Genomic DNA, 22985 nt, shown 5'->3' with positions numbered 1-22985 from the left:
TGTATTTTTGGGAACTGCGGGAAATAAAAAAACCCCTCAGCCTTGTGGCTCTTCGAGGGGTTGCGCGTGACGGTTCGTTACCCGGGGCTAATGTGCCACGCGCTTGGTAAGGACGACGACTGCATCTGCAGCGATGCCGGCGGTAACGAATGCGATCATGCGATCAGTTTTCCCTCTGCGTGAGATGCATGTCAACGACGACGATACGCATCTCACCATGTGGACTCCATTGTCCACCAATCGGCCGCCCTCCCAACTAGGTAGCAGCAGGTGTCGTTTTGAGGGCCCATAACGACATCTGCTGCTACCCAGTTGGGTTCAGGCGACCGGCTGCGGTGTACTACCCGCAGTATGCGCCGGTGGAGGCGCTGTGGACCAGCTTGGCGTACTTGGCAAGGACGCCCTTGGTGAACTTGGCCGGCAGCGGCTCCCAGCCCTCCTTGCGTGCTTCGAGCTCTGAGTCGTCGACCAGCAGGTCGAAGCTGCGGGCTGCGATGTCGACCCGGATCCGGTCGCCGTCCTTGACAAAGGCGATGGGACCGCCGTCGACGGCTTCCGGCGCTACGTGGCCGATGCACAGGCCCGTAGTGCCGCCGGAGAAGCGGCCGTCAGTCAGCAGGAGCACGTCCTTGCCGAGGCCTGCACCCTTGATGGCACCGGTAATGGCGAGCATCTCGCGCATGCCCGGCCCACCCTTGGGTCCTTCATAGCGGATGACGACGACGTCACCGGCGTGGATTTGGCCGTGGTCCAGCGCATCAAGGGCGCCCTGTTCGCGCTCGAACACGCGGGCCGTACCTTCGAAGACGTCGGCGTCGAAACCGGCGCTCTTGACGACGGCGCCTTCGGGTGCCATCGAACCGTGCAGGATGGTGATGCCGCCGGTCTTGTGGATCGGGTTGTCCAGGGCGCGCAGGATCTTGCCATCGAGGTCCGGCGGGTTGATGGACTCGAGGTTCTCGGCGAGGGTCTTGCCGGTAACGGTGAGGCAGTCGCCGTGCAGCAGGCCGGCGTCGAGCAGTGCCTTCATGATGACCGGCACGCCGCCGATCTTGTCCACGTCAGTCATGACGTAGCGGCCGAAGGGCTTGAGGTCTCCCAAGTGCGGGATTTTGTCGCCGATGCGGTTGAAGTCGTCCAGGGAGAGCTCGACTTCGGCTTCACGGGCGATGGCCAGCAGGTGCAGCACAGCGTTGGTGGAGCCACCAAAAGCCATGGTCACGGCGATGGCGTTCTCAAAGGCCTTCTTGGTCATGATGTCCCGGGCGGTGATGCCCTTGCGCAGGAGGTTCACCACTGCTTCACCGGACTTGCGGGCAAAGTCATCACGACGGCGGTCTGCCGAGGGTGGGGCAGCGGAGCCCGGCAGGGACATACCGAGGGCTTCGCCGATGCAGGCCATGGTGTTGGCCGTGTACATGCCGCCGCAGGCGCCTTCGCCGGGACAGATGGCCTTTTCGATCCGCGTGAGGTCTTCCATGCTCATCTTGCCGGCGGCGCATGCCCCCACGGCCTCGAAAGCGTCAATGAGGGTGACTTCCTTTTCGGAGCCGTCCTCGAGCTTGACCCAGCCAGGCATGATGGAGCCGGCGTAGAGGAACACGCTGGCGAGGTCCAGGCGGGCAGCTGCCATCAGCATGCCCGGAAGGGATTTGTCGCACCCGGCCAGGAGGACCGAGCCGTCGATCCGCTCGGCCTGCATCACCGTTTCCACGGAGTCGGCGATGACTTCGCGGGAAACCAGGGAGAAGTGCATGCCTTCGTGGCCCATGGAGATGCCGTCCGAGACGGAGATGGTGCCGAACTGCATCGGGAACCCGCCGCCTGCATGGACGCCTTCCTTGGCGCCCTGGGCCAGACGGTTCAGGGAAAGGTTGCAGGGAGTAATTTCGTTCCAGGAGCTCGCAACGCCGATCTGCGGCTTGGCGAAGTCGTCGTCCCCCATGCCGACCGCTCGGAACATGCCGCGCGCGGGGGCGGCGTGGATTCCGTCGGTGACGACCCGGCTTCGGGGCTTGATGTCAGGCTTGTTTTCAGTTGCGATCTGGGTGTCCTCACTCATGCGTCAAAGTCTATGACTCAGATTGGGAGGCCAACGACACGGAAGGGTCCGTGAAGCCCAATTCCATGAATATTTCGATCAAATAGTGGACTCTCGTCTCATATATTGAGACCGGAGCTCGGGGACTCCCCCGCAACGTGTCAGAAATCACTCGGACCACGGCCTGCAGCAACCGACTCAGCTTCCTGCTGGAGCATGTCCAGGACCTTCCGGATGGTGGTCCGTGCCGCGACGTCGGGCCGGGCGAGGGCCACGATGCTGCGGCGGGCCGTCACACCCACCAGCGGCCGCAGCACAAACCCGCGGTCCTGGTTTGCCACCGCGGTGTACCGCGGCAGCAGTGCAAGGCCGTGTCCGGCGCTGACCAATGCTTCGAGCACCCGCAGGTCCGGAAAGAGCTGCGCCCGGACCGCAGTGGATCCGGCCTGCTTTTCGATCTGCCGCAGCACGGCGTCGAAGGGGAACCCCTCGGGGACCCCCATCCAGGGATAACCCACCACATCCCGGGCGGTCAGCCGGGGTTTCGACGCCAGGGCGTGCCCCGACTGCATGGCAACGTCCAAGGGCTCATTAAGTAGCGGGACCACGATCAGCCCGTGGGAGGAAAACACGTCCGGGCCATCCACGCTGTGCGCCAGCACGATGTCATAGTCGGCGGCGAGGCCTGCGAAACCGTCCACTCCCGGGTCCTCGAAATGGGCCTCAAACTGCAAGCCGGCGATGGCCTTGACCCGGTGCAGGAGTCCTGGCAGGAACATCTCCGCCGCGCTGGGGAAGAACGCGGCCCGCACATGGGCCTGCCAGCCGTGCCGGTACGTATCGATGGTGGCCTCCGCCCTGGCCATTGCTGTTGAGACATCCGCAGCGGCCGAGGCCATCGCCAGCCCGGCTTCGGTCAGCCGAACTCCCCGGCCGGCCTTCTCGATTAAGACCACACCTAGCTCGTCCTGCAGGGTTTTGAGCTGCTGGGATACAGCCGATGGCGTGACGTGCATGGCTTCGGCCGTGGCGCCCACAGTGCCCCGGTCGGCAAGTTCGCGCAGAATCCGCAGCCTCTTGAAGTCCATGTAGAGAGGCTACTGGACTGCCGCTGCGTTGTTCGGGCCGTCTTCACTGTCCGCCGGACGGGCTGCTCCCTGCCGAAGACCTAGACAGTCCCGTTTGCCCCGACGTACCGTCAGGTGAACGGCAACCCTGCCATCCGGACTGAAGGGCCCTGATATGGATTTTGTCTTCTGGATCATTCTGATCGTGCTGATCGTCGGTGTCGTCTGGTGGCTGCTGAACCGCGGCAGTTCCACCAAGTCCACCAGCGAGGACGACAGGTCAGCGGCAGCTCCGGCCGGTTTCCGCGCGGACGGCGCCCTGGCCGGAGGGAGTGCCGCGGCTTCCGCGGAAGCCGCTGGTACCACTGGGATCGCCACTGCCGCAGGCTTTGGACGGCCGTCCGACCCTGTGCCGCCGACGACGGCGGATGACGCCTCCGAGCTGCCCGAACCCTCTGATGCCAGCCGGGTTGGTGAACAGGATTCCCCTGCGCCGGAACGGACGGAAGCCGGACCGGGGACCACATCCGCGGAGACAATTGCAGCCCCTGCACCAACAGGCGCCCCGGGCGCCGGGGATATGCCGGAAGCCCCTGTTCCGCCTGCTGTTGACGACGCCACTGAGGTTCACGGCGCCCAAGCAGCCCAGGGCGGAGGGGCCGCGCAGTCCGCGGGCACAGCCCAGGCTTCGGGTCCATCTCAGGTCAGCAGCGACCAAGGCGAGTGGGAGACCCAATGGTCTGAGGCCGGCGGAACGCCCGCTTCCCATGCAGCGGCCCCGACTACAGCGGCCCCAACCGCCCCTGCGGCGGGTAGTGCAGCCGGGGGTCCCACGGACGCCGGCAAAGCAGGCCAGTCCGGGCCGGTCCATCGCCCCGAGTACACCGGGCCACATGCGCCCACGCTGCCGGGTGCTGAATCTGCAGCAGCCGAGGTTGTGGTGGACGAGCCGGCGGCCGCCGAACAGGCCGAATCCAACCGAGTCCAGGCCAGTCCAGGCGAAGTGAATGAGGTCGAAGCCATCAAGGCAGAGTCCCCCACGTCCGTCGGCTCGGAATCAGTCCCCGAACCCGCGGGTTACCTGGCGGCGGACCGCCCGTATGGTGAAGGGTCGGCGTCGCCGTCCCCCGACGGCAGCGGCCCGGCCGATTACACCGTCAAAGGTGACGCGGACTCTATGGTCTATTACGAAGAGGGGCACCCGGAGTATGAGCAGACCCGCGCAGGAGTCTGGTTCGAATCAGCGGCCCACGCCGAAGCTGCCGGCTTCCGGGCCCCGCGGCGGACCCGGTTCCAGTAAATTCGGCCGCGCCCCTGCGGCGTGGACCGTCTGCCTCGGGCTCCTCCTGACCGGTTGCACAGAAGATGCCAATGGGCCGCCCACCACAGTCAGCACGAGTGCGGGTACCGGCGGCACCGCGGGAGCGCCCGCTGTGGTGGAGCGGCTTGACCTCGGGCTCCAGATCCCGTGGGCAGCGGTGTTCCTGCCGGACGGAACGGCCGTCATCTCGGAGCGTGATTCCCGACTGCTCAAGGCGGTCCGTGACGGGCGGTCCTCCCCCATCGGAGAGGTTCCCGGAGTAGTTCCCGGCGGGGAGGGCGGCCTGCTCGGACTCGCGCTCTCCCCCTCTTTTTCCTCGGACAATTTGCTCTACTTCTACTTCACGGCCGAGCGGGACAACCGGATTGCCCGTGCGGTCCTCAGGGCAGACGGCGACGGGAAATTCGCCATCGGCTCTCCGGAGGTCATCTTCACCGGCATCCCGAAAGCATCAACGCACAACGGCGGCAGGATCCGCTTTGGACCAGACGGCCTGCTCTATGTGGGGACCGGCGACTCGCAGCGCCGGGAGCAGCCGCAGGACCCGAATGCGCTGGGTGGAAAGATCCTGAGGTTGACGCCCGAAGGCCGCCCGGCGCCGGGCAACCCTTTCGGCAATGCCGTCTACAGTCTCGGCCATCGGAACGTCCAGGGGCTGGCTTGGGACAGTGAAGGGCGCTTCTGGGCCAGCGAATTCGGCCCGGACGTCAACGACGAACTCAATCTGATCCTTCCGGGGGCCAATTATGGCTGGCCCCAGGTCACAGGGGCACCGCACCGGGACGGATTCCGCGACGCGAAAGTGGTGTGGCCATCCACGGCTGAATCCTCCCCGAGCGGGCTGGAAATTGTTGGCGCCACAGCGTACCTCGGGGCACTACGCGGCCAGCGGCTGTGGACGGTTCCGCTTGAAGGCGAGGAAGCCGGAAATCCTGTGGCCTATTTCACACGGGAATATGGCCGGATCCGCGATGTCATCAAGGCTCCGGACGGACGTTTTTGGCTGCTGACGAACAACGAAAACCCCGACTTTGTGCTGGTTTTGACCCCTTCGGCGTGATGCTGCCAACCGCCCGCCACCCCGATTTCACATGGGCCAAAAGTTCGTGTAGAGTTTCATGTCGTTGCGGAGATCAACCGGGAAATAAAAGCCCCGGGGAGATCAAAACAAGAGATGCACCTCTAGCTCAATTGGCAGAGCAATTGACTCTTAATCAATGGGTTCCGGGTTCAAGTCCCGGGGGGTGCACCAAGAAAACCCCGTCTTCATGGCCACAAGCCACGAAGGCGGGGTTTTGCTTTGCCCATCGATCAGGCCGAGGGATATTTCGGGCTGATAACTGGGCCGATCAGCCGACGGCGCCGCCAGCTATCGCAGCCGCGGCCACGTTGAAGACACCGCGTGGCGCAGACTCACGTGGACCCTATTTCTCGTCCCGGTCTTTCGGGAAGGTCATCGGGCTGCCTCCTGCCTCCGGAGCTTCGCGGAATGAGGGAAATAGTCCAGGGTCATCTGGATGCGGGAATCAGGGTGCGTGAGGAACCACTCGTAGGCGTGGTCATCAGCAGCCTGCCACCAGGGCTTCGGGAGACCTTTGAGCTTCCGGGCCTTCCTCCCCCGCCATTCTTCTTGGACGTTAAAGTATCCCTGGAGGACCCCAAGGCCGAAGATGAGCCCGAAGAAAACCATGACGAGTGTCATGAGCGGCATCTTGAACAGCGCAAGGAGGCCGAAGACCAGGCAGGCCAGCGAGGCAGGGAGAAAGATGAGAGCCGTTGCCAGGAGACTGAAGTAGAAGGAGCGGATCAGTTTGTGGTCGCCTCCGCCGGAGCCGGCCCCCATGCCCCACTCTTGCTTCGTGTACGCGTACACAGTTTTGCCCGTCCTGGCGTACCCGTAGTAGTACGGCCGGTTAAGCGCTCTTCTGAAAGGTTCGTCCTTGGTCCCCACGGGATTAACCTTATCTGTCGTCATGCTGCGGCCACCGTCCGGTGCCAGCCGAGGCAAGCCACGAAGACCCGCAGGCGCCCTTACTCACAGGTGCCCAGGATCCCCGCGATCGCAGCATGCTCGGCTGGGGTAACCCACAGCTGGTACTTTGCCTTCACGGCCGTCTGGCGGGCAACGTATTCGCAGCGGAACGCCTTGTTCGGCGGAAGCCACGTCGCTGCGTCTTTGTCTCCCTTGGCGCTGTTGGTGGGACCGTCGGCGGCCATGAGGTTCAGCGGGTCGTTGGCCAGTTGCCTGCGCTGGTCAGCACTGAGCCGCTGGGCACCTTTCTGCCACGCGTCCGACAGCGCGATGATGTGGTCGATCTGGACCGCTGAGCTGGTAGTGTCGCCGCGGACAAACCTGATGCTGGTGCCGGTGTAGCTGTCATCCAGCGTGCCGGACGCGACAACACAGTCCTGTGTTCCTGGCTTGAACGTCTCGCCCTCAAGATCCCTGGCAAGGATGTCGTTGCGGGTATCACAGCCGTTGCGGTCCACATCCGCCCAGGCGGGACCGAACTCCTCACGGCTGTAGCCGGTCTTGGGAGCACGCCCCTTCACCGGGATGGTTTCCAGCTGGGCGAGGGCAGCGGCGGCTTCGGTTCCGGAAACCCTTGGTTCGGCATGGGCTGGGGCATCGCAGCCGGCAAGGGAACCGGCAAGGACCAAACCGGAGATGGCAGTAAGCGCGATGGTGACGGCGGAGCGGTAGTACAAGAAGTTCCTTAATGTGCACGGCGCAGGTTTACCGCCGCGCGAGGAAGCGTAGCGGCTGGCGATCCTGGTTCAAAGATTAAAAGAAAAACGCGCAACCACTGTGAGGAACCAGTGATTGCGCCTGGAGGCCGTGATGCGGCTACCCCACTGGGGAACCGTCCGCCAGTGCCTTGGCTTCAGGGGAAGCAAATTGGCTGGCAAGTTCCCGCACCACAGCCTGTAGCTCCTGGCGCAGGACGTCGGGATCAATGGACGCGGCAGCAAGCACCGAACGTTCCATCTCCACTGCGGCGGTGACAGCCTCGCGTCCACGGTCCGTCAAAGAGACAACATGACTACGGCGGTCCGAGGTGCTGCGGACACGGGCGATGTGTCCGTGCGTCTCCAGCCTGCTGAGCGTCTTGCCCATTGTCTGCGCCTGGACGCGGACGTACTGGGCCAGCTGCGCCTGCGTCATGGGGCCCTGGGCCGCAAGCACTTCGATCGCGATAACACCGGCGTGTGTCAATCCAATGGCGCCGAGTTTTTCGTTCCAAGAGTGTTCTACGAGACGGGCCGCAGTGGACAGTAGGCGCCCAGTGGGCCAATGATCCATATCAGGCATACCAGCAGTATAGCCAAGTGACGATTCGCCCCGGTCCAGCACGCTTACTAAGCTGGTATGTCCCGCCTTCAACTAGGAGATTAATTGTGGCTGACAGACTCATGACCGGCACCGAAGCACCTGGCTTCACTTTGAAGGACTCGCAAGGTAAAGACGTCAGCCTGGCTTCCACCCGGGGGCGCAACACCATTGTGTACTTCTATCCCGCCGCGTCCACGCCTGGCTGCACAAAGCAGGCATGCGATTTCCGAGACAGCCTGGCTTCCCTGCAGGCGGCCGGTTATGAAGTCCTGGGCATCTCCCCGGACCCGGTGGAGAAGTTGGCAAAGTTTGCGGCCGCAGAAGGACTCAGCTTCCCGTTGCTCTCGGATGCAGACCACGCCGTGGCAGAGGCCTATGGTGCCTGGGGGGAAAAGAAGAACTACGGAAAGACCTACCAGGGGCTGATTCGTTCGACCATCGTGGTGGACACTGAGGGCAAGGTTGCCGTGGCGCAGTACAACGTCCGGGCGACCGGTCATGTTGCCAAACTGCGCCGTGACCTCAAAATTGATTCCTGACGGGTCCGGCGACTGACCGGACCCACGGCCGGCCGGCGCTACAATGGAACCTGGCATCCGCCGTCGCAAGTTTCTGCCGCGGCAGCCAAGCGCGAGTGGTGAAATTGGCAGACACGCAGGATTTAGGTTCCTGTGCCTTCGGGCGTGGGGGTTCAAGTCCCCCCTTGCGCACTGTTGAACGTCATGAACCATGGAATCCCGGGCCCAACGGCCCGGGATTCCCTCGTTAAGTCCCCCGACGCCGGCTTTCGCAAGTTTCAGTCCGTCGGCGCCCACCGCAAAAAAACTCCTTGAGATCCACCCATCCGCATCGAGGCACCACCCGAATACACAGTGAGACACCAGCCAAGGCAGGTGCCCACCACGTCGGAAGGCCATAAGCGGCAGGCAAGCTGTCCGCAAAGGCAACGATCGGCACTAACAAGGAGAACCGAAATGCAGTCAATCAAACGCACAACCTTCACCGTCGCAGGCGTTGCCGCTGCCGCATTGCTCAGCCTGACCGCTTGCGGCGGCTCCGCCACCACGGCAACGTCATCGTCGGCACCGGCCTCCACGCCTTCATCCTCCAGCATGGCTCCGTCACCGTCGGCAAGCTCCGCTGCCCCGATGGACCCGGCTGCGAACCTGGTCGGCGCCGGCTGTGCCGGCTACGCCGAGAAGGTTCCCACCGGCGCGGGCTCTGTTGCGGGCATGGCGCTCGATCCCGTGGCTGTTGCAGCCTCGAACAACCCCATCCTTACCACCCTGACGGCAGCGGTCTCGGGAAAGCTGAACCCTAAGGTTGACCTGGTGGACACGCTGAATGGCAGCGAATTCACGGTCTTTGCTCCGGTGGACGACGCCTTCGCCAAGATCGACGCCGCCACGATCGAGACGCTCAAGACGGACGACGCCCTGCTGAGCAAGATCCTGACCTACCACGTGGTCCCCGGCCAGATCACCCCCGACAAGATTGCCGGCACCCACGCCACGGTCCAAGGCGGCTCCGTAACGGTCACCGGCAGCAAGGACGCCCTCATGGTTGACGGCGCCAGCGTGATCTGCGGCGGCGTCCAGACGGCCAACGCCACGGTCTATCTGATCGATTCGGTGCTGATGCCCAAGTAACCACGGGCACCAGCGACACCGGGCAAACCGGAGCCGCGGGGCGTGACTCCCCCGGCGGCTCCGTGCATATAGTTGGGCCCGGCCTGTACAGGCCGGGCCCAACTGCGTCTCCAGGATCATCCTGGTCCGTCAACTAGACTGGGCTGGGGCCCGCAGACCGCGGAGCCGGCCAGCAGCCCAGAGGTGATCAACGAGTGCCCAGCAGTACATCGCGACGAACGGTGATCAAGACAAGCGCCGTTCTCCTGGCACTGGGAGTGACGTCCTGCACCGGAGTTCCGGGCCCTTCCCCGTCATCGCCCACAAGTTCAACGCCGTCCACTGGCCCTGAGCCCACAGCTACCTTCAGGTTCGGAACAGCATCCCAGCCGCTCGGGCTCGACCCCGCCCTGTCCAACGACGTGGAGTCGCACCGGATCACACGCCAGATCCTGGAAGGCCTGGTCGGAGTGGACCAGACTACGGGCAAGCCCACACCGCTGCTGGCAACCGAGTGGACCGAATCCGACGAAGGCCGCTCCTACACATTCAAACTGCGCAGCGGAGTCACGTTCCAGGACGGAACACCCTTTAATGCCGATGCCGTCTGCGCCAACTTCAACCGCTGGTTCGCGTTCCCGGTGGCTCTCCGGCAACAGGCACCGGGAAGCTCCTTCAAGGGTGTGTTCAAGGCCCATTCCGATGAGGCATCGCTGTCCATCTTCAAAAGCTGCACCGCCCTTTCCGCTGACACTGTCCGGATCGACCTCACACAGCGCTTCACCGCCTTCCTCCAGGCCCTGACCCTGCCGGCTTTCGCCATGGCATCGCCCACAGCGCTGGCGGCCGGGACTGCCGATGTCCTGGACAGGGACCGGGGCGGACAGCCTCTGTCAGCCTTTGCCACGAATCCGGTGGGAACCGGGCCCTTCCGGTTGGGCGCCTGGGACGAAACCAGCGTCACGCTGGTCAGCAACAAGGACTACTGGGGCAACCGCGGGCAGATCGCCACGATCAACTTCCTGACCTACGACCACCCCCAGACCCGCATGCAAGCGCTCCTGGACAGCAAGATCGACGGCTACGACGCCGTCACGGTGGGAAACTTTGACCAGCTGGTCAAACGGGGCATGCAGATTGTGCAGCGGGACCCGTTCTCCGTGATGTACGTCGGCATGAACCAGGAAGTCCCTGCCCTCCAGGATGTGAAGGTGCGGCAGGCGATTGAAATGGCGATCGACAAAGACACCCTCATCCGCAAGTTCTTTATCGACAACACCGCCCAGGCAACGCAATTTGTTCCGCCGAAAATCAGCGGCTTCAATAACGAGGCGCCTTCCTTGGGCCACGACCCCGCCAAGGCAAAGACGTACCTCGAAGAGTCCGAATATGACGGCGAAGAGCTGAAGTTCTACTATCCGTTGAACGCCACCCGGCCTTACCTCCCCACGCCAGAGAAGGTCTACGCGGAGATCAGCCGGCAACTGACCGCCGTCGGACTGAACATCAAGCCTGTTCCGGTGGACTGGGCAAACGGATACCTCCAGAAAGTCCAGTCCCCGGGCGACCACGCCCTCCACCTGCTCGGCTGGAATGGCGCCTACGCCGACGCCGACAACTTCGTTGGCCCCCTGTTCGGCGAGAAAAACGGCGAGTTCGGCTATCAGGATCCCCAGGTCTTCTCAAAGATCAATCGGGCCCGCAGCATGCCACAGGGACAGGAACGTGATGAGCAATATCACACCATCAATGTCCAGATCGCTGCCTCGGTCCCGGCTGTTCCCATCGCATTCCCCATCTCCGCATTGGCCCTCTCTGACCGCGTGGCCAGCTACCCGGCCTCACCTGTATTAAACGAAGTTTTCACCAAGGTCCAACTAAAGCCTTGACGCAGCCGTCCAATTTCAGTAAGAGGGTGGCGCGGGGATATTCTGTGACAGCCAGAGCCGCTGCTATCGGAGACTCACTGTGACTTTTATTTCCAAGACCAAAAATGCCGACGTCGTCCTGATCGGCGGCGGCATCATGAGCGCCACACTTGGGGCGTTCATCAAGCAGCTTGAACCCACCTGGACCATCTCCCTCTTCGAGCGCCTCGATGAGCCCGGACTGGAAAGCTCCGGTCCGTGGAACAACGCCGGCACCGGGCACGCCGCACTCTGCGAGCTCAACTATTCCCCCGCAGCCAAAGACGGCTCGGTGGACCCCACCAAGGCGCTGCTCATCAACGAGCAGTTCCAGCTCTCCCGCCAGTTCTGGGCCCACCTCGTGGAGCAGTCGCTGATCGGTTCGCCCAAGGGCTTCATCAACACCGTCCCGCACATGAGCTTCGTCATTGGCGAGGACAACACCAAATTCCTGCGGACCCGGTACGAGGCACTGAAGCCGCACCCGCTGTTCCGCAGCATGGAGTATTCCGAGGACCACGCCCAGATCGCCAAATGGGCTCCGTTGATCGTCAAGGGCCGCGACCCGAAGCAGCGCATCGCTGCCACCCGCGCGGCGGAGGGCACCGACGTCGACTTCGGTGCACTCACCCGCGAGCTGACCACATACCTCGGGAACAACGGCGTCGACATCAACTACGGCCACGACGTGACCGGGATTTCCCGGGCGTCCGACGGCGGCTGGGACCTTTCGCTCAAATACCCGGCTTCCGGGGAACACAGCAGGATCCACGCGAAGTTTGTGTTTGTGGGTGCCGGCGGCGGCGCCCTGCACCTGCTGCAGGCTTCAGGCATTCCCGAAAGCAAGGGCTTCGGCGGCTTCCCGGTCTCCGGCCAGTTCTTCCGCTGCACCGACGAAAAAATCGCGGCCCAGCACAGCGCGAAGGTCTACGGCCAGGCCTCCGTGGGTGCTCCGCCCATGTCCGTGCCGCACCTTGACACGCGCTACGTCCATGGGAAGCGCTCCCTGCTGTTCGGCCCGTACGCCGGTTTCTCCACGAATTTCCTGAAGAACGGCTCTTACCTGGACCTGCCGCTGTCCATCCGGCCCAGCAACATCATTCCCATGCTCGCCGTGGCCAAGGACAACATGGACCTGACGGCCTACCTCGTGAAAGAGGTGGCGAAGCGCCACGGCGACAAGGTGGAGGCGCTCCGCGAGTACTACCCCGAGGCCAAAGACGGCGACTGGGAACTGATCACCGCGGGCCAGCGTGTACAGATTATTAAGAAGGACCCGAAGAAGGGCGGAGTGCTGCAGTTCGGCACGGAAGTCATCGCCGGGCGTGACGGCTCCATCGGGGCGCTCCTGGGTGCCTCGCCCGGGGCTTCCACCGCGGTGCCCATCATGATTGAACTGCTGCAGAAGGCCTTCCCCAAGAACTTCAAGGGCTGGCAGGGCAAGCTCAGGGACATGATGCCCGGCTACGGAACCAAGCTGGACAGCAACCCGGAGCTCGCGGCGGAGCTTGAGAAGGCCACTGCCGCGGCCCTTCAGCTGGAGAGCGTTTCCGCGAGCCGTTGACCCTGTCGGGGTCGGCGGGCAGCAGTTCGATGTCCGTACCAGTCCGCCAACCCCTTCAGGAGACCATGCGATGTTCCGGCTGGCACAACTTTCACTGGCGAACCGGGCGCTGATCGCCCTGATCACCGTCTTCGCGTCGGTGTTCGGGGTGATCACCATGTCTTCGCTGAAGCAGGAACTGATCCCTTCCATCGAGTTCCCGCAGATCACGGTGCTGTCGGCGATGCCCGGGGCCTCGCCGGAGGTAGTGGACAAGCAGGTCAGCGAGCCGCTGGAGAAGGCGCTGAACGGCGTCGAAGGCCTGGAGTCAACGTCCTCAACGTCGCGCACGGGTGTCTCGCAGATCTCAATGACGTTCACGTACGGCTCCAACCTCGATCGTGCGCGCAACCAGATAGACCGGGCCATCTCCAACGCCAAACGCCAACTGCCGGAGGACGTCCAGCCGCAGGCCATCGCCGGCAGCATCAGCGATTTCCCCATCTTGTTCCTGGCAGTCTCCTCGGACAAATCACTGAGCGAGCTTAATGCCGACCTGCAGCGGCTCAGCGTCCCCCGGCTGCAGAAGATCGACGGCGTCCGCAGCGCCGATGTAACGGGCGGCGCCACTCAGCACATCCAGATCCTGCCACGCGCGGATGCCATGGTGTCCAGCGGAGCAACCATTCCGGCGATCCGCGATGCGTTGTCCAACAACGGGGCGCTGATTCCTGCCGGAACCATCGAGGAAGAGGGCAAGACCCTCTCCCTACAGATCGGCAGTCCGGTGGACTCCCTCGACGCGATCAAAGCGCTGCCCCTTGCCGGTACGAAGGCGCCTGCCACGATCGGCTCGGTGGCGGACGTGTCACTCAAAGACGATGAACGGACCTCCATCTCCCGCACGGACGGCAAGGAAACGTTGGCCGTTGCCATCACCAAAAAGCCGGAAGGCGACACCGTCGCCATCTCCCACGCCGTGGCCGGCATCATCGGCGACCTTGAGGCGGAGCTGGGCTCCAACGCCAAATTCACGCAGGTGTTCGACCAGGCACCCTTCATTGAGAAATCCATCAAGGACCTGACCACTGAGGGCCTGCTGGGCCTGGGCTTCGCCGTCGCCGTCATCCTGGTGTTCCTGATGTCCACGCGCTCTACGTTGGTCACAGCCGTGTCCATCCCGCTGTCGCTGCTCATCACCTTTATCGGGCTGTCCGCGACGGGCTACTCCCTGAACATCCTGACCTTGGGTGCCCTGACCATCGCCATCGGCCGCGTGGTGGACGACTCCATTGTGGTGATCGAGAACATCAAACGGCACCTCGCCTACGGTGAGGACAAGGTGACCGCCATCCTGACCGCCATCCGCGAAGTTGCCGGGGCGATTACCGCCTCAACGCTGACCACGGTGGCCGTCTTCCTTCCCATCGCGTTTGTTGGCGAACTCGCCGGCGAGCTTTTCCGCCCGTTCGCGCTCACCGTCACAATGGCGCTGCTGGCCTCCCTGCTGGTGTCGCTGACCATTGTCCCTGTGCTCGCCTATTGGTTCCTGAAGTCGCCGTCGGCCGCTGTCCCCGGGTCCCCCGCCGCACGCGAAGCCGCCGCGGCCGTCCGGGCCAAGGCGCTGGAAGCCGAGCAGAGAAGCAGGCTGCAGCGTGGCTACCTGCCCATCCTGACCAAGACCCAGAAGCATCCGGTTGTCACACTGATCGCCGCTGGGTTGGTGCTTGTAGCAACGGGCGCCATGACACCGCTGCTGGCCACTGACCTGCTGGGCCAGTCCGGACAAAACAGCCTGACTGTGCGCCAGGTCCTGCCGGGCGGCACCAGCCTCTCCGAGACCAGTGCCGCCGCTGTCCGGGTGGAAGGAGTGCTGCGCGGCATTGAAGGCATTAAGACTGTTCAGGTCACTTCCGGCAATGCCCAGGCGGGCTTCGCCGCGTTAGTATCCTCCGGCGCCTCCAATTCGACCTTCACCGTGGTCACGGATGAGAAAGCGGACCAGGCGGAGTTGCAGGAGAAAGTCCGCACGCGGCTCGCTGACGTCCCCGACGCCGGCAAGATCTCCGTAGGCACGCAGCAGGGTGGCTTCGGCACATCGTCCACAGTGGACGTCACCCTCCGCGCTGCCACGTCGGCCGACCTCCGCACCGCCAGCGACGCGATGGTGGAAGCGATGAGCGGAGTACCGGGCACCAGCGAGGTGGCCACCAACCTGGCAGCGAGCCAAAACGTTGTCCAGGTCAAGGTTGACCGTGCGAAGGCCGTGGCAGCCGGACTGAACGAGCAACAGGTTGCCGGCGTGCTTGCCTCCACCATCAGCCCGGTCCCGGCAGGAACGGTGCGGATTGATACTGACGACTTCCCCGTGCAAATCGGCGAGGGGACCCGCTTCACCAGTGTCGAGGCCGTCCGCAACATCCCGCTTCCGGGCGGACGGGCCACCCTGGGCAGCATAGCCTCCGTGGAACAGGTCGAGGTTCCGATCTCCATCACCGCCAGCAATGGGCAACGGACGGCGAAAGTCTCCCTGACGCCGTCGGGATCCAACCTTGGCGCCGTGAGCGCCGAAGTCCAGTCCCGCCTGGATGATGTTCAGCTGCCGGCCGGGGTCACGGCCACTTTAGGCGGGGCAACCACCCAGCAGGCAGAGTCCTTCCGGCAGCTCGGGCTGGCCCTGCTGGCCGCCATCGCCATCGTGTATGTGATCATGGTGGCCACCTTCAAGTCCCTCGTCCAGCCACTCATCCTGCTTGTATCCGTCCCGTTCGCGGCCACCGGGGCCGTCGCGCTGCTGCTGGTGACCGGGGTGCCGCTGGGTCTTCCCTCCCTGATCGGCATGCTGATGCTGGTGGGAATTGTGGTGACCAACGCCATCGTGCTGATCGACCTGATCAACCAGTACCGAAAGCCCAGTGACGGCCGGCCGGGGATGTCAGTGGCGGACGCCATCACCCACGGCGCCCGCCAGCGCCTGCGTCCCATCCTGATGACCGCATTGGCCACAGTGTTCGCTCTGACGCCCATGGCGCTGGGCCTGACAGGTGGCGGTGGCTTCATCTCCCAGCCGCTCGCCGTCGTGGTGATCGGCGGGCTGGTGTCATCCACCGCCCTCACGTTGGTCCTGGTCCCCGTTCTGTACCGGCTAGTGGAGGGGCGGCGCGAGAAGAAGGCACTGCTCCGGGCTCTGCATGAGCGTCCGGAGCTGGGCCCGGCAACCGACGTCGACGACGAGTTCCGCGACTGGACCACCGGAATGGTTCCCAAGGTCAGCGGCCGCCGCGCCGCACCTGGAGACCCTGCCTAAAGCCGCTACGGACATCCAGGGAATAATCCCGTCCGGGAAGTGTTGTACCCGTCGATATATGCATATGCATCTAAATCGGGTATAGTGGTGATAAGCCACCACGGACATCCAGAACGGAAGGCACATCATGCAGATCGGCGTATTCAGCGTCAGCGACATCACTACTGACCCCACCACGGGACAGACCCCCACGGAGAACGAGCGCATTAAGGCGTCCGTGGCGATCGCCAAAAAGGTCGAGGAAATCGGCATGGACGTGTACGCCATCGGCGAGCACCACAACCGGCCGTTCTTCTCCTCGTCCCCCACCACGACACTCGCCTACATCGCAGCACAGACCGAGCGGATCACGCTGTCCACGGCCACGACACTGATCACCACGAATGATCCGGTCAAGATAGCCGAAGACTTCGCGATGCTCCAGCACCTGGCCGACGGGCGCGTGGACCTGGTACTGGGCCGTGGCAACACAGCCCCGGTGTACCCCTGGTTTGGCAAGAACATCCAGGACGGCGTGGAACTGGCCATCGAGAACTACAGCCTGCTGCGCCGGCTCTGGGACGAGGACACGGTGAACTGGTCCGGAAAGTTCCGGACCCCGCTGCAGAATTTCACCTCCACACCCCGCCCGCTCGACGGCGTCGCCCCCTTCGTCTGGCACGGCTCCATCCGCACACCCCAGATCGCCGAGGTCGCCGCGTACTACGGTGACGGGTTCTTCGCGAACAACATCTTCTGGCCGAAGGAGCACTACCAGCAGCTGATTGGCCTGTACCGCGAACGCTACGAGCACTACGGCCACGGCAAGGCGGACCAGGCGATCGTGGGGCTAGGCGGCCAGTTCTTTATGCGGAAGAACTCCCAGGATGCCGTCAAGGAGTTCCGGCCGTACTTCGACAACGCGCCGGTCTACGGTCACGGCCCGTCGCTGGAGGACTTCACCTCGCAGACTCCGCTCACCGTGGGCAGCCCCCAGGAAGTCATCGAGAAGACCCTGACGTTCCGTGAGTACTTCGGCGATTACCAGCGCCAGCTGTTCCTGATCGACCATGCCGGCCTGCCGCTGAAGACCGTGCTCGAACAGCTTGACCTGTTCGGTGAGGAGGTCCTGCCGGTCCTGCGCAAGGAGTACGCAGCCCTCAAGCCCGCGCACGTCCCGGACCCGCCCACGCATGCCGGCCGGGTTGCCACGCTGCTGGCTGCGCAGAGCACCGAGACAAGCCCTTCGGAGGCGTGATGGCAACCGACGGCGAATCACCGGTCCGGCTGGCCGCCGAGACCTGGGAGTCCCTGTTCCGGGCCCAGGTGGCGGTCATGCGCAAGCTCCAGGCCGGGCCCGCCTTCAGGAAGGTGGCGCTGAACGAGTACGACGTCCTGTTCACGCTTTCCCGCTGTCCGTCCGGTTGGCTGAGGCTTAACGAGCTCAACGACAACGTCCTGCTCAGCCAGTCCAGCCTCAGCAGGCTGGTGGAGCGGCTGGAAAAGCGCGGACTGGTGGCACGGATGCCGGCCCCGGACGACGGCCGGGGGGTGCTGCTGAAGCTGACCGAAGCCGGCGCAGAGCTGCAGAAGGACATTGGCCGGGAACACGTCCGGGATATCTCCGGGCTCCTGGGGCCGGCCCTGACCGCGGCGGAGCAGAAGGAACTGAAGCGGCTCACCGAGAAGCTGCGCCATTCGGTAGGCGCACGCCACTAGCAGTGCTTCCGAGGACCCGGCGCCACTTGACGCGGCGCCGGGTCCCGGTCCGCTAGCGCAGCACCACGAGCTTGGCTGGATCCTCAACCGGCAGGCTGCCGTTCACGACGGCGGTGACGTTCATCTGGTTCAGGGTGAGGCTGCCTCCGACCGTGGAGAGGAATGCGGTATCGGCGGAATCGCGGCCGGCCGTAATCCTGAGCATCGATTCCCGCGGGGCCAGCCCCGTGGGGTCGATGACGTGCCACGCACCGTTGATGTGGCCCTCGGCCACAGCGTGGAAATCCATCGGGCTCAGTCCCGGTGCATAGACAGCCGTCAACCGCGCGGGGATGTCCTTGGACCGCAGCAGGGCGATGGCAAGGTGGGCGAAGTCCCGGCAGACTCCCCGGCGGTGCAGGAGGGTTTCCACCGCACCGTCGGTCCCGCGCGAGGATCCGCTGATGTACCTTAGTTCGCCGTAAACCCAGTTCCGCACGGCCTGCAGGAGCTCCTCGCCGTGGAGTCCGCCGAATTCGGCATAGGCGGTAGGCAGGAGCCGGTCCGACTCGGCGTAACGGCTGGGGCGCACGTAGCGGATAAGGTCCTCCAGCGGCGCGTCCTCCGGGGTGGCCTGGCCGCCCACCGAGGCCGAATACTCAACAGTCACCTCGGCCGGGTCCGGGAATTCCATGTAGTGGATCCTGCCGCCGTGGTGGTCTGACAGTTCCGTCAGCGCCACCTGCGCCCCGTCCGCCGTAACTGACAGGGATTCCTCAAAGGAGGTGTAGCCGGGGTTCCTGGCCACTGTTATGGCCAGCGCAACCTTGGTGTCGGCTACGGTCCTGAAAACCAGGCGTGCGGAAACAGAGCGGTCCATGGATCTCCGGGGTGTGTGGAAGCGGCTGGCCAGTCTCCACTCGGCCCGGCAGGGTGGGCCGGCGGCAGGACTAGTTCTTGATCTCCAGAGACATTAGCATCCGTTGGACGTTAGCGAATTCGGTCCCCTCGTCCACGTACTTGGCCGCCTGGTCGAGGGTGTCAAAGGCCTTGGCCGGTGCAACCTTTTCATCAGGCGCGAACGCCTTGAGCACCGGCAGGTCCCCGAAGGAGTAATCGCCCTTGCCAGCCGGACCGCGGACCACGTTGCGCAGTTCGCACGCCTGGCCGTCGGCGCCGCCCACAATGTTCGTGATCCCGAAGGATCCGAAATACCGGTAGCCCTGGATCACCCTGAACACCACGTGCGGGGCGATGGTCCCTTCGCCTGTCAGCGCCGGAAGGTCCACGGGCAGGCTGCTGATCACGGTGTAGGGCCGGCGCGCAGCTTCCGCGCATTCAGGGGCCGACGGCGGCAGTCCCGTCCGCAGCGCCGCAATAACGGTACCGTCCGGCTTCTTTACCTCCACCTTCAGTGCACCGGCCAGCGTCCCTTCCTCAGGGGTCACAGACTGTGCGATCCATTCCTCCGGCAACTCAAAGCTCACTTTCTTGCCGGCATCCGAGAAGGTCTTCCATGCAGCTGACGTTGCCGCCGCCCCAGGCGAGGGGGAGCCGGACTCCTGGGTCGCCGTCGGATCACCCGACGGCGTGACCGTCCCGGTAGGGGAAGAAGTTGACGGGGACGCCTCCGGCTCCGCGGTCCAGGACGGCTGAGCCTGGCCTGGCGCGTTGCACCCGGCGGCCAGACCGCCGCCCACCAGCAGAGCCATGATCCGAAACCCAAACACTGTCCTCTTGCGCGTCATGCAGCCAGCGTAGCGCCGGGTGCCGCCGCCGCGACGGAAGCGCGCTCCGAGGCACTAGGCTGGTGGCTATGGCGGAAGAGCAGTATGGCGTGGCGGATGACAGCCCGGCGGACATCTCCGCCATCGACATTGCAGATTGGCGCCTGCGGACGTTCGCTTTGTATGAAATGGTCCGGAAGATTTCGGTAGAGAGCCCTGCGGAGGCCCATTCGTATTGGCGGCACGAACGCGACCGGATGTTCGCCACGCATCCCGCGTCTGCTTTGACAGCCCAGGACAAGGCACGCTTCTCAGGGCTCAGGACGGCAGACTACGATCCCATCTACCGCTTCCATGTGCCGCTGACGCTGGAGGGCGCCGGACGGGAAATGTCAGTGGAAACCGCCACGGATGGCGTCATCAATTTTGTCCGGCTGGGCACGTTCGACCTTCCGGAGATGGGGCAGCTCGCCGTGTGGAAGCTTGTGGGGTACGGCGGCGGCATCTTTGTACCGTTCCGTGACGCAACAGCAGGTCAGCCCGGAGGCAGTTACGGTGCAGGACGCTACCTGATCGACACCATCAAGGGCGCTTTCCACGGTGTTCACGGCAGCGGACCCGGTGCGGAATTCGTCCTTGACTTCAATTTCGCATACAACCCTTCCTGCGCCTACAACGAGGCGTGGGCGTGCCCTTTGGCCGGCCCCTCGAACCGCCTCGCCGTCGAGATCCCGGCCGGCGAACTGTACTGACCTGACTGTCCAGCAAGCAGGCGCCTGCCGCCGTCGCACATCTCTCAAGGAATGCCCATGACCCAGCTGCGACTTGCCCGAGTCCGTCCGGCCTCCCCCGCCACACCAGGCGAGCAGTTCTTTGTAGCCAACAGTGCTGCCGACTTCGCCAGCGATTCCGGCGCCACCTGGACGGTGGTGGACACTCCCTTCCCGGGTTCCCCGGCGAATGCGTCGAGCACTCCGCGCCCCGGATGGGAGCCCGGAGACCGGGTACACCAGGAGGGCTTCGAGTTCCTTGCGCCCAGCGTCCCGGCCAATGTGCTGGGCATGGCCCACAACACGGGCAGTGCGGGCCGTGAGCTGCCCCCGCAGGCATTCCACAAAGCCGCCACCAGCGTGATCGGCCCCGGCGACGCCATCGAGCTGGCAACGGATGCCGGCCACGTAGAGCCCGAAGCGGAGCTGGCCATCGTCATCGGCCGCAAGGTGCGGGGACTGACTCCGGACAATGCGCGCGCTGCAGTGCTGGGATTCACTATCGGCAACGACGTGACCTCCCGGGACCTGCAAAACTCGGACGAACTCTGGATCAGCGCCAAAAGCCAGGACACCTTCACGCCTGTGGGACCGTGGATCGTTACCGCATTGGACGACGCCGATGCAGCCATCAGCATCGTCCACAACGGCGAGGCACTGGGAGCCGCCAGCAGCGCGGACCTGGGCTGGAAGGTTGACGAGATACTCGTCTACCTCACATCCTTCATGACACTGCACCCGGGAGACCTGGTCCTTACCGGCTTCCCGGCAGAGTGCGCGCCCATCGCTCCCGGCGATACGGTCACCTGCCGGGTGGAGGGCATTGGCGAACTCACCAACCCTGTGAAGGCAGCGCCTTGGGAGGGTTCCGCGGCCTGATGTGTCAGGCTTGACCCATGGAATCCCCTGCTGCGCCCGCCGCCCCGCAGACGCAGCAGCCGGGCGTCCACGAAGGCCGTCGGGCTCCCACCACCAGGCATTACCGGGGGATTCTACGGTTCCCGGTGGTCCGCCAACTCATCCGCTTCACCGGAGTGGGCATCGTCTGCACGGCCGCTTCGCTGGGGCTCTATGCCCTGTTACGCCCCTGGCTGGGCCCACAGCTGGCCAATGCCGCAGCGCTGGTTGCCACGTCTTTGCTGAACACGGCCATGAACCGCAGGCTGACGTTCAAAATCACCGGGCAACGCCGGATGGCTCGGGACCACCTGAACGGTCTCATCGTTATTGCCGTAGCCCTGTTCATCACGGGCAGCAGCCTGGGCGTCCTGCATTGGCTGAAACCGGAGGCAAGCGTTGCCGACGAACTCTGGACCACCACGCTGTCCGGTTTCCTGGCGACGGCTGTCAGGTTCACCATGCTCCGGCACTGGATTTTCCGCCGCGCCCGGCACATCTGACGCTTTCCCTGAACCGCGTCGCGCCCTGGCGACTAAGTAGCAGCAAATGTCGTTTTTCAGCGGTCAAAACGACACCTGCTGCTACTTAGTTGGGGGCGGAGCCTAGGCCCGGCCCAGGGTCCGGACGCTCGCAACGGCGGCCAGCACGGCTTGGGCAGCGGCCTCCAGGTCCGCGGCACTGACGGATGAGGCAAAACTGAACCGCACCGCCGTCTGCGCCACCTCGGCAGGGATGCCCAGCGCGGTCAGGACCGTCGACGGCGCGTCCGAGCCGGCAGCGCACGCCGAACCGCTGGAACACACCACGCCCTGCCGTTCCAGTTCGAGAAGGACGGACTCCCCGCTGGTACCGGGGAAACAGAATGACGCCACGGAGGGCAGGCGTTTGGTGGGATGGCCAGTCAGGACGGCCCCAGGCACGCCGTCGAGCACAGCGCCGACGAAGCCGTCACGCAGCCCTGCCACGCGCTCCTCAAGGCCGACCTGGTCCCGTTGGGCCAGAGTGAGGGCTGTGGCCAGCCCCACGGCTCCGGCCACGTTCTCGGTGCCCGAGCGGCGTCCGCGTTCCTGTCCGCCGCCGTGGACCAGCGGCTCAATCCGGGTCCGGCCTCGGACGTAAAGCACGCCGCAGCCCTTCGGCGCCCCGAGCTTATGGCCTGAAATGCTCAGTGCGTCCACCCCCAGCCCTTTGACGTCCAGGGGAAGCCAGCCTGCGGCCTGGACAGCGTCAGTGTGGAAAGGGATGCCGCGTGCCTTTGCCAGGGCTGCCAAATCTGCAATCGGCTGGACGGTACCCACTTCATTATTGGCGTACATCACGCTGACCAAAGCGGTCTCAGGGCCGAGCACGGCGGCGAGCGCCTCGGGCGTGACCAGTCCCGTCGCATCAACGGGAACCACGTCGACGGCGAACCCGTGGAACCGCTCAAGGTAGCGTGCCGACTCCTCCACGGCTGGATGTTCGATGGCGCTGAGCACCACACGGTTGAGCTGGGGATCCGAGGCCTGCCGTGCCAGGGCTATCCCCTTCACGGCAAGGTTGTCCGCCTCGGTACCGCCCGAGGTAAAAGTCACCTCCCCGGCCCGGCAGCCCAGGACACTGGCGACGGCGGCATGAGCGTCCGCGAGCGCCGCGGCGGCAGCTTCGCCCAGTGAATGATGGCTGGAGGGGTTGCCGAATTCGCCGGTAAGGTACGGCCACATCGCATCGAGCACCTCGCGGCGGACCGGGGTGGTGGCGGCGGCGTCGAGGAAAATCACGAT

At 64.4% G+C, this 22985-nt stretch carries 20 protein-coding genes and 2 tRNA genes; 14 read left to right on the top strand and 8 right to left on the bottom strand.

Annotation, left to right across the window (positions count from 1 at the left end):
- Positions 1–340: 340 nt before the first annotated feature.
- Entirely contained in the window at positions 341–2062 is a 1722-nt protein-coding gene (gene ilvD, locus V9L18_RS04285; protein ID WP_337345917.1) for a dihydroxy-acid dehydratase, read from the bottom strand.
- A gap of 140 nt (positions 2063–2202) precedes the next feature.
- Positions 2203–3129, bottom strand: a complete 927-nt coding sequence (locus V9L18_RS04280; RefSeq protein WP_337345916.1) for a LysR family transcriptional regulator — start codon at positions 3127–3129, stop codon at positions 2203–2205.
- A gap of 154 nt (positions 3130–3283) precedes the next feature.
- Between V9L18_RS04280 and V9L18_RS04275 the strand changes: the two genes are divergently transcribed.
- The 3 genes from V9L18_RS04275 (at position 3284) to V9L18_RS04265 (ending at position 5681) form a co-directional block, all read left to right on the top strand.
- Entirely contained in the window at positions 3284–4408 is a 1125-nt protein-coding gene (locus tag V9L18_RS04275; RefSeq protein WP_337345915.1) for a sunset domain-containing protein, read from the top strand.
- Positions 4317–5489, top strand: a complete 1173-nt coding sequence (locus tag V9L18_RS04270; protein ID WP_337345914.1) for a PQQ-dependent sugar dehydrogenase — start codon at positions 4317–4319, stop codon at positions 5487–5489. Before V9L18_RS04275 ends, V9L18_RS04270 begins: the two co-directional genes overlap by 92 nt.
- Positions 5490–5605: 116 nt before the next feature.
- Positions 5606–5681, top strand: a tRNA-Lys gene (locus tag V9L18_RS04265).
- 201 nt (positions 5682–5882) lie between these two features.
- Here V9L18_RS04265 and V9L18_RS04260 read toward each other — a convergent pair.
- From V9L18_RS04260 to V9L18_RS04250, 3 genes are all read right to left on the bottom strand, one after another.
- The gene (locus V9L18_RS04260) at positions 5883–6404 is read right to left on the bottom strand and encodes a hypothetical protein (protein ID WP_337345913.1); all 522 of its coding nucleotides are present in this window, start codon (positions 6402–6404) and stop codon (positions 5883–5885) included.
- Positions 6405–6460: 56 nt separating this feature from the next.
- Positions 6461–7138, bottom strand: coding sequence for an HNH endonuclease family protein (locus tag V9L18_RS04255; protein ID WP_337345912.1), 678 nt, complete (start codon positions 7136–7138; stop codon positions 6461–6463).
- Between the two features lie 139 nt (positions 7139–7277).
- On the bottom strand, positions 7278–7733 hold the full coding sequence (locus V9L18_RS04250; protein WP_337345949.1) for a MarR family winged helix-turn-helix transcriptional regulator: 456 nt from the start codon (positions 7731–7733) through the stop codon (positions 7278–7280).
- A gap of 95 nt (positions 7734–7828) precedes the next feature.
- Between V9L18_RS04250 and bcp the strand changes: the two genes are divergently transcribed.
- The 8 genes from bcp to V9L18_RS04210 all read left to right on the top strand — a co-directional run bounded on the left by bcp (position 7829) and on the right by V9L18_RS04210 (position 17846).
- Positions 7829–8302 (top strand): thioredoxin-dependent thiol peroxidase, encoded by a 474-nt coding sequence (bcp, locus tag V9L18_RS04245; protein WP_337345911.1) that lies wholly within the window; start codon positions 7829–7831, stop codon positions 8300–8302.
- An 89-nt stretch (positions 8303–8391) separates the two neighbouring features.
- Positions 8392–8473 (top strand) — tRNA-Leu (locus V9L18_RS04240).
- A gap of 264 nt (positions 8474–8737) precedes the next feature.
- On the top strand, positions 8738–9412 hold the full coding sequence (locus tag V9L18_RS04235) for a fasciclin domain-containing protein (protein WP_337345910.1): 675 nt from the start codon (positions 8738–8740) through the stop codon (positions 9410–9412).
- 194 nt (positions 9413–9606) lie between these two features.
- Positions 9607–11280: an ABC transporter substrate-binding protein gene (locus V9L18_RS04230; RefSeq protein WP_337345909.1), complete on the top strand. Its 1674-nt coding sequence runs from the start codon at positions 9607–9609 to the stop codon at positions 11278–11280.
- 79 nt (positions 11281–11359) lie between these two features.
- A complete protein-coding gene (locus V9L18_RS04225) occupies positions 11360–12862 on the top strand; it encodes a malate:quinone oxidoreductase (protein ID WP_337345908.1) in 1503 nt (500 codons plus the stop codon).
- A gap of 70 nt (positions 12863–12932) precedes the next feature.
- Positions 12933–16148 (top strand): efflux RND transporter permease subunit, encoded by a 3216-nt coding sequence (locus V9L18_RS04220; RefSeq protein WP_337345907.1) that lies wholly within the window; start codon positions 12933–12935, stop codon positions 16146–16148.
- A gap of 127 nt (positions 16149–16275) precedes the next feature.
- A complete protein-coding gene (locus V9L18_RS04215; protein ID WP_337345906.1) occupies positions 16276–17385 on the top strand; it encodes an LLM class flavin-dependent oxidoreductase in 1110 nt (369 codons plus the stop codon).
- Positions 17385–17846, top strand: coding sequence for a MarR family winged helix-turn-helix transcriptional regulator (locus tag V9L18_RS04210; RefSeq protein ID WP_337345905.1), 462 nt, complete (start codon positions 17385–17387; stop codon positions 17844–17846). The genes V9L18_RS04215 and V9L18_RS04210 overlap by 1 nt, the downstream gene beginning before the upstream one ends.
- Before the next feature lie 52 nt (positions 17847–17898).
- On the opposite strand, the gene V9L18_RS04205 is transcribed toward V9L18_RS04210, so the two are convergent.
- Positions 17899–18705, bottom strand: coding sequence for a transglutaminase-like domain-containing protein (locus V9L18_RS04205; protein WP_337345904.1), 807 nt, complete (start codon positions 18703–18705; stop codon positions 17899–17901).
- A gap of 70 nt (positions 18706–18775) precedes the next feature.
- Positions 18776–19573, bottom strand: coding sequence for a hypothetical protein (locus V9L18_RS04200; RefSeq protein WP_337345903.1), 798 nt, complete (start codon positions 19571–19573; stop codon positions 18776–18778).
- Between the two features lie 68 nt (positions 19574–19641).
- Here V9L18_RS04200 and V9L18_RS04195 point away from each other — a divergent pair, with 68 nt between their 5' ends.
- The 3 genes from V9L18_RS04195 to V9L18_RS04185 are packed head-to-tail and all read left to right on the top strand — an operon-like array spanning position 19642 to position 21722.
- A complete protein-coding gene (locus V9L18_RS04195; protein WP_337345902.1) occupies positions 19642–20304 on the top strand; it encodes a DUF1684 domain-containing protein in 663 nt (220 codons plus the stop codon).
- Positions 20305–20361: 57 nt separating this feature from the next.
- On the top strand, positions 20362–21201 hold the full coding sequence (locus V9L18_RS04190) for a fumarylacetoacetate hydrolase family protein (protein ID WP_337345901.1): 840 nt from the start codon (positions 20362–20364) through the stop codon (positions 21199–21201).
- A gap of 17 nt (positions 21202–21218) precedes the next feature.
- A complete protein-coding gene (locus tag V9L18_RS04185) occupies positions 21219–21722 on the top strand; it encodes a GtrA family protein (RefSeq protein WP_337345900.1) in 504 nt (167 codons plus the stop codon).
- Positions 21723–21824: 102 nt separating this feature from the next.
- Here the strand turns inward: V9L18_RS04185 and V9L18_RS04180 are convergent, their stop codons facing one another.
- A complete protein-coding gene (locus tag V9L18_RS04180; RefSeq protein ID WP_337345899.1) occupies positions 21825–22982 on the bottom strand; it encodes a cysteine desulfurase family protein in 1158 nt (385 codons plus the stop codon).
- Positions 22983–22985: the final 3 nt, after the last annotated feature.

The sequence above is a fragment of the Pseudarthrobacter sp. CCNWLW217 genome, assembly GCF_037203985.1.
Classification (GTDB): domain Bacteria; phylum Actinomycetota; class Actinomycetes; order Actinomycetales; family Micrococcaceae; genus Arthrobacter.
Note: the sequence above shows the minus strand (reverse complement) of the source record. Positions and strands in the feature narration are given on the sequence as shown.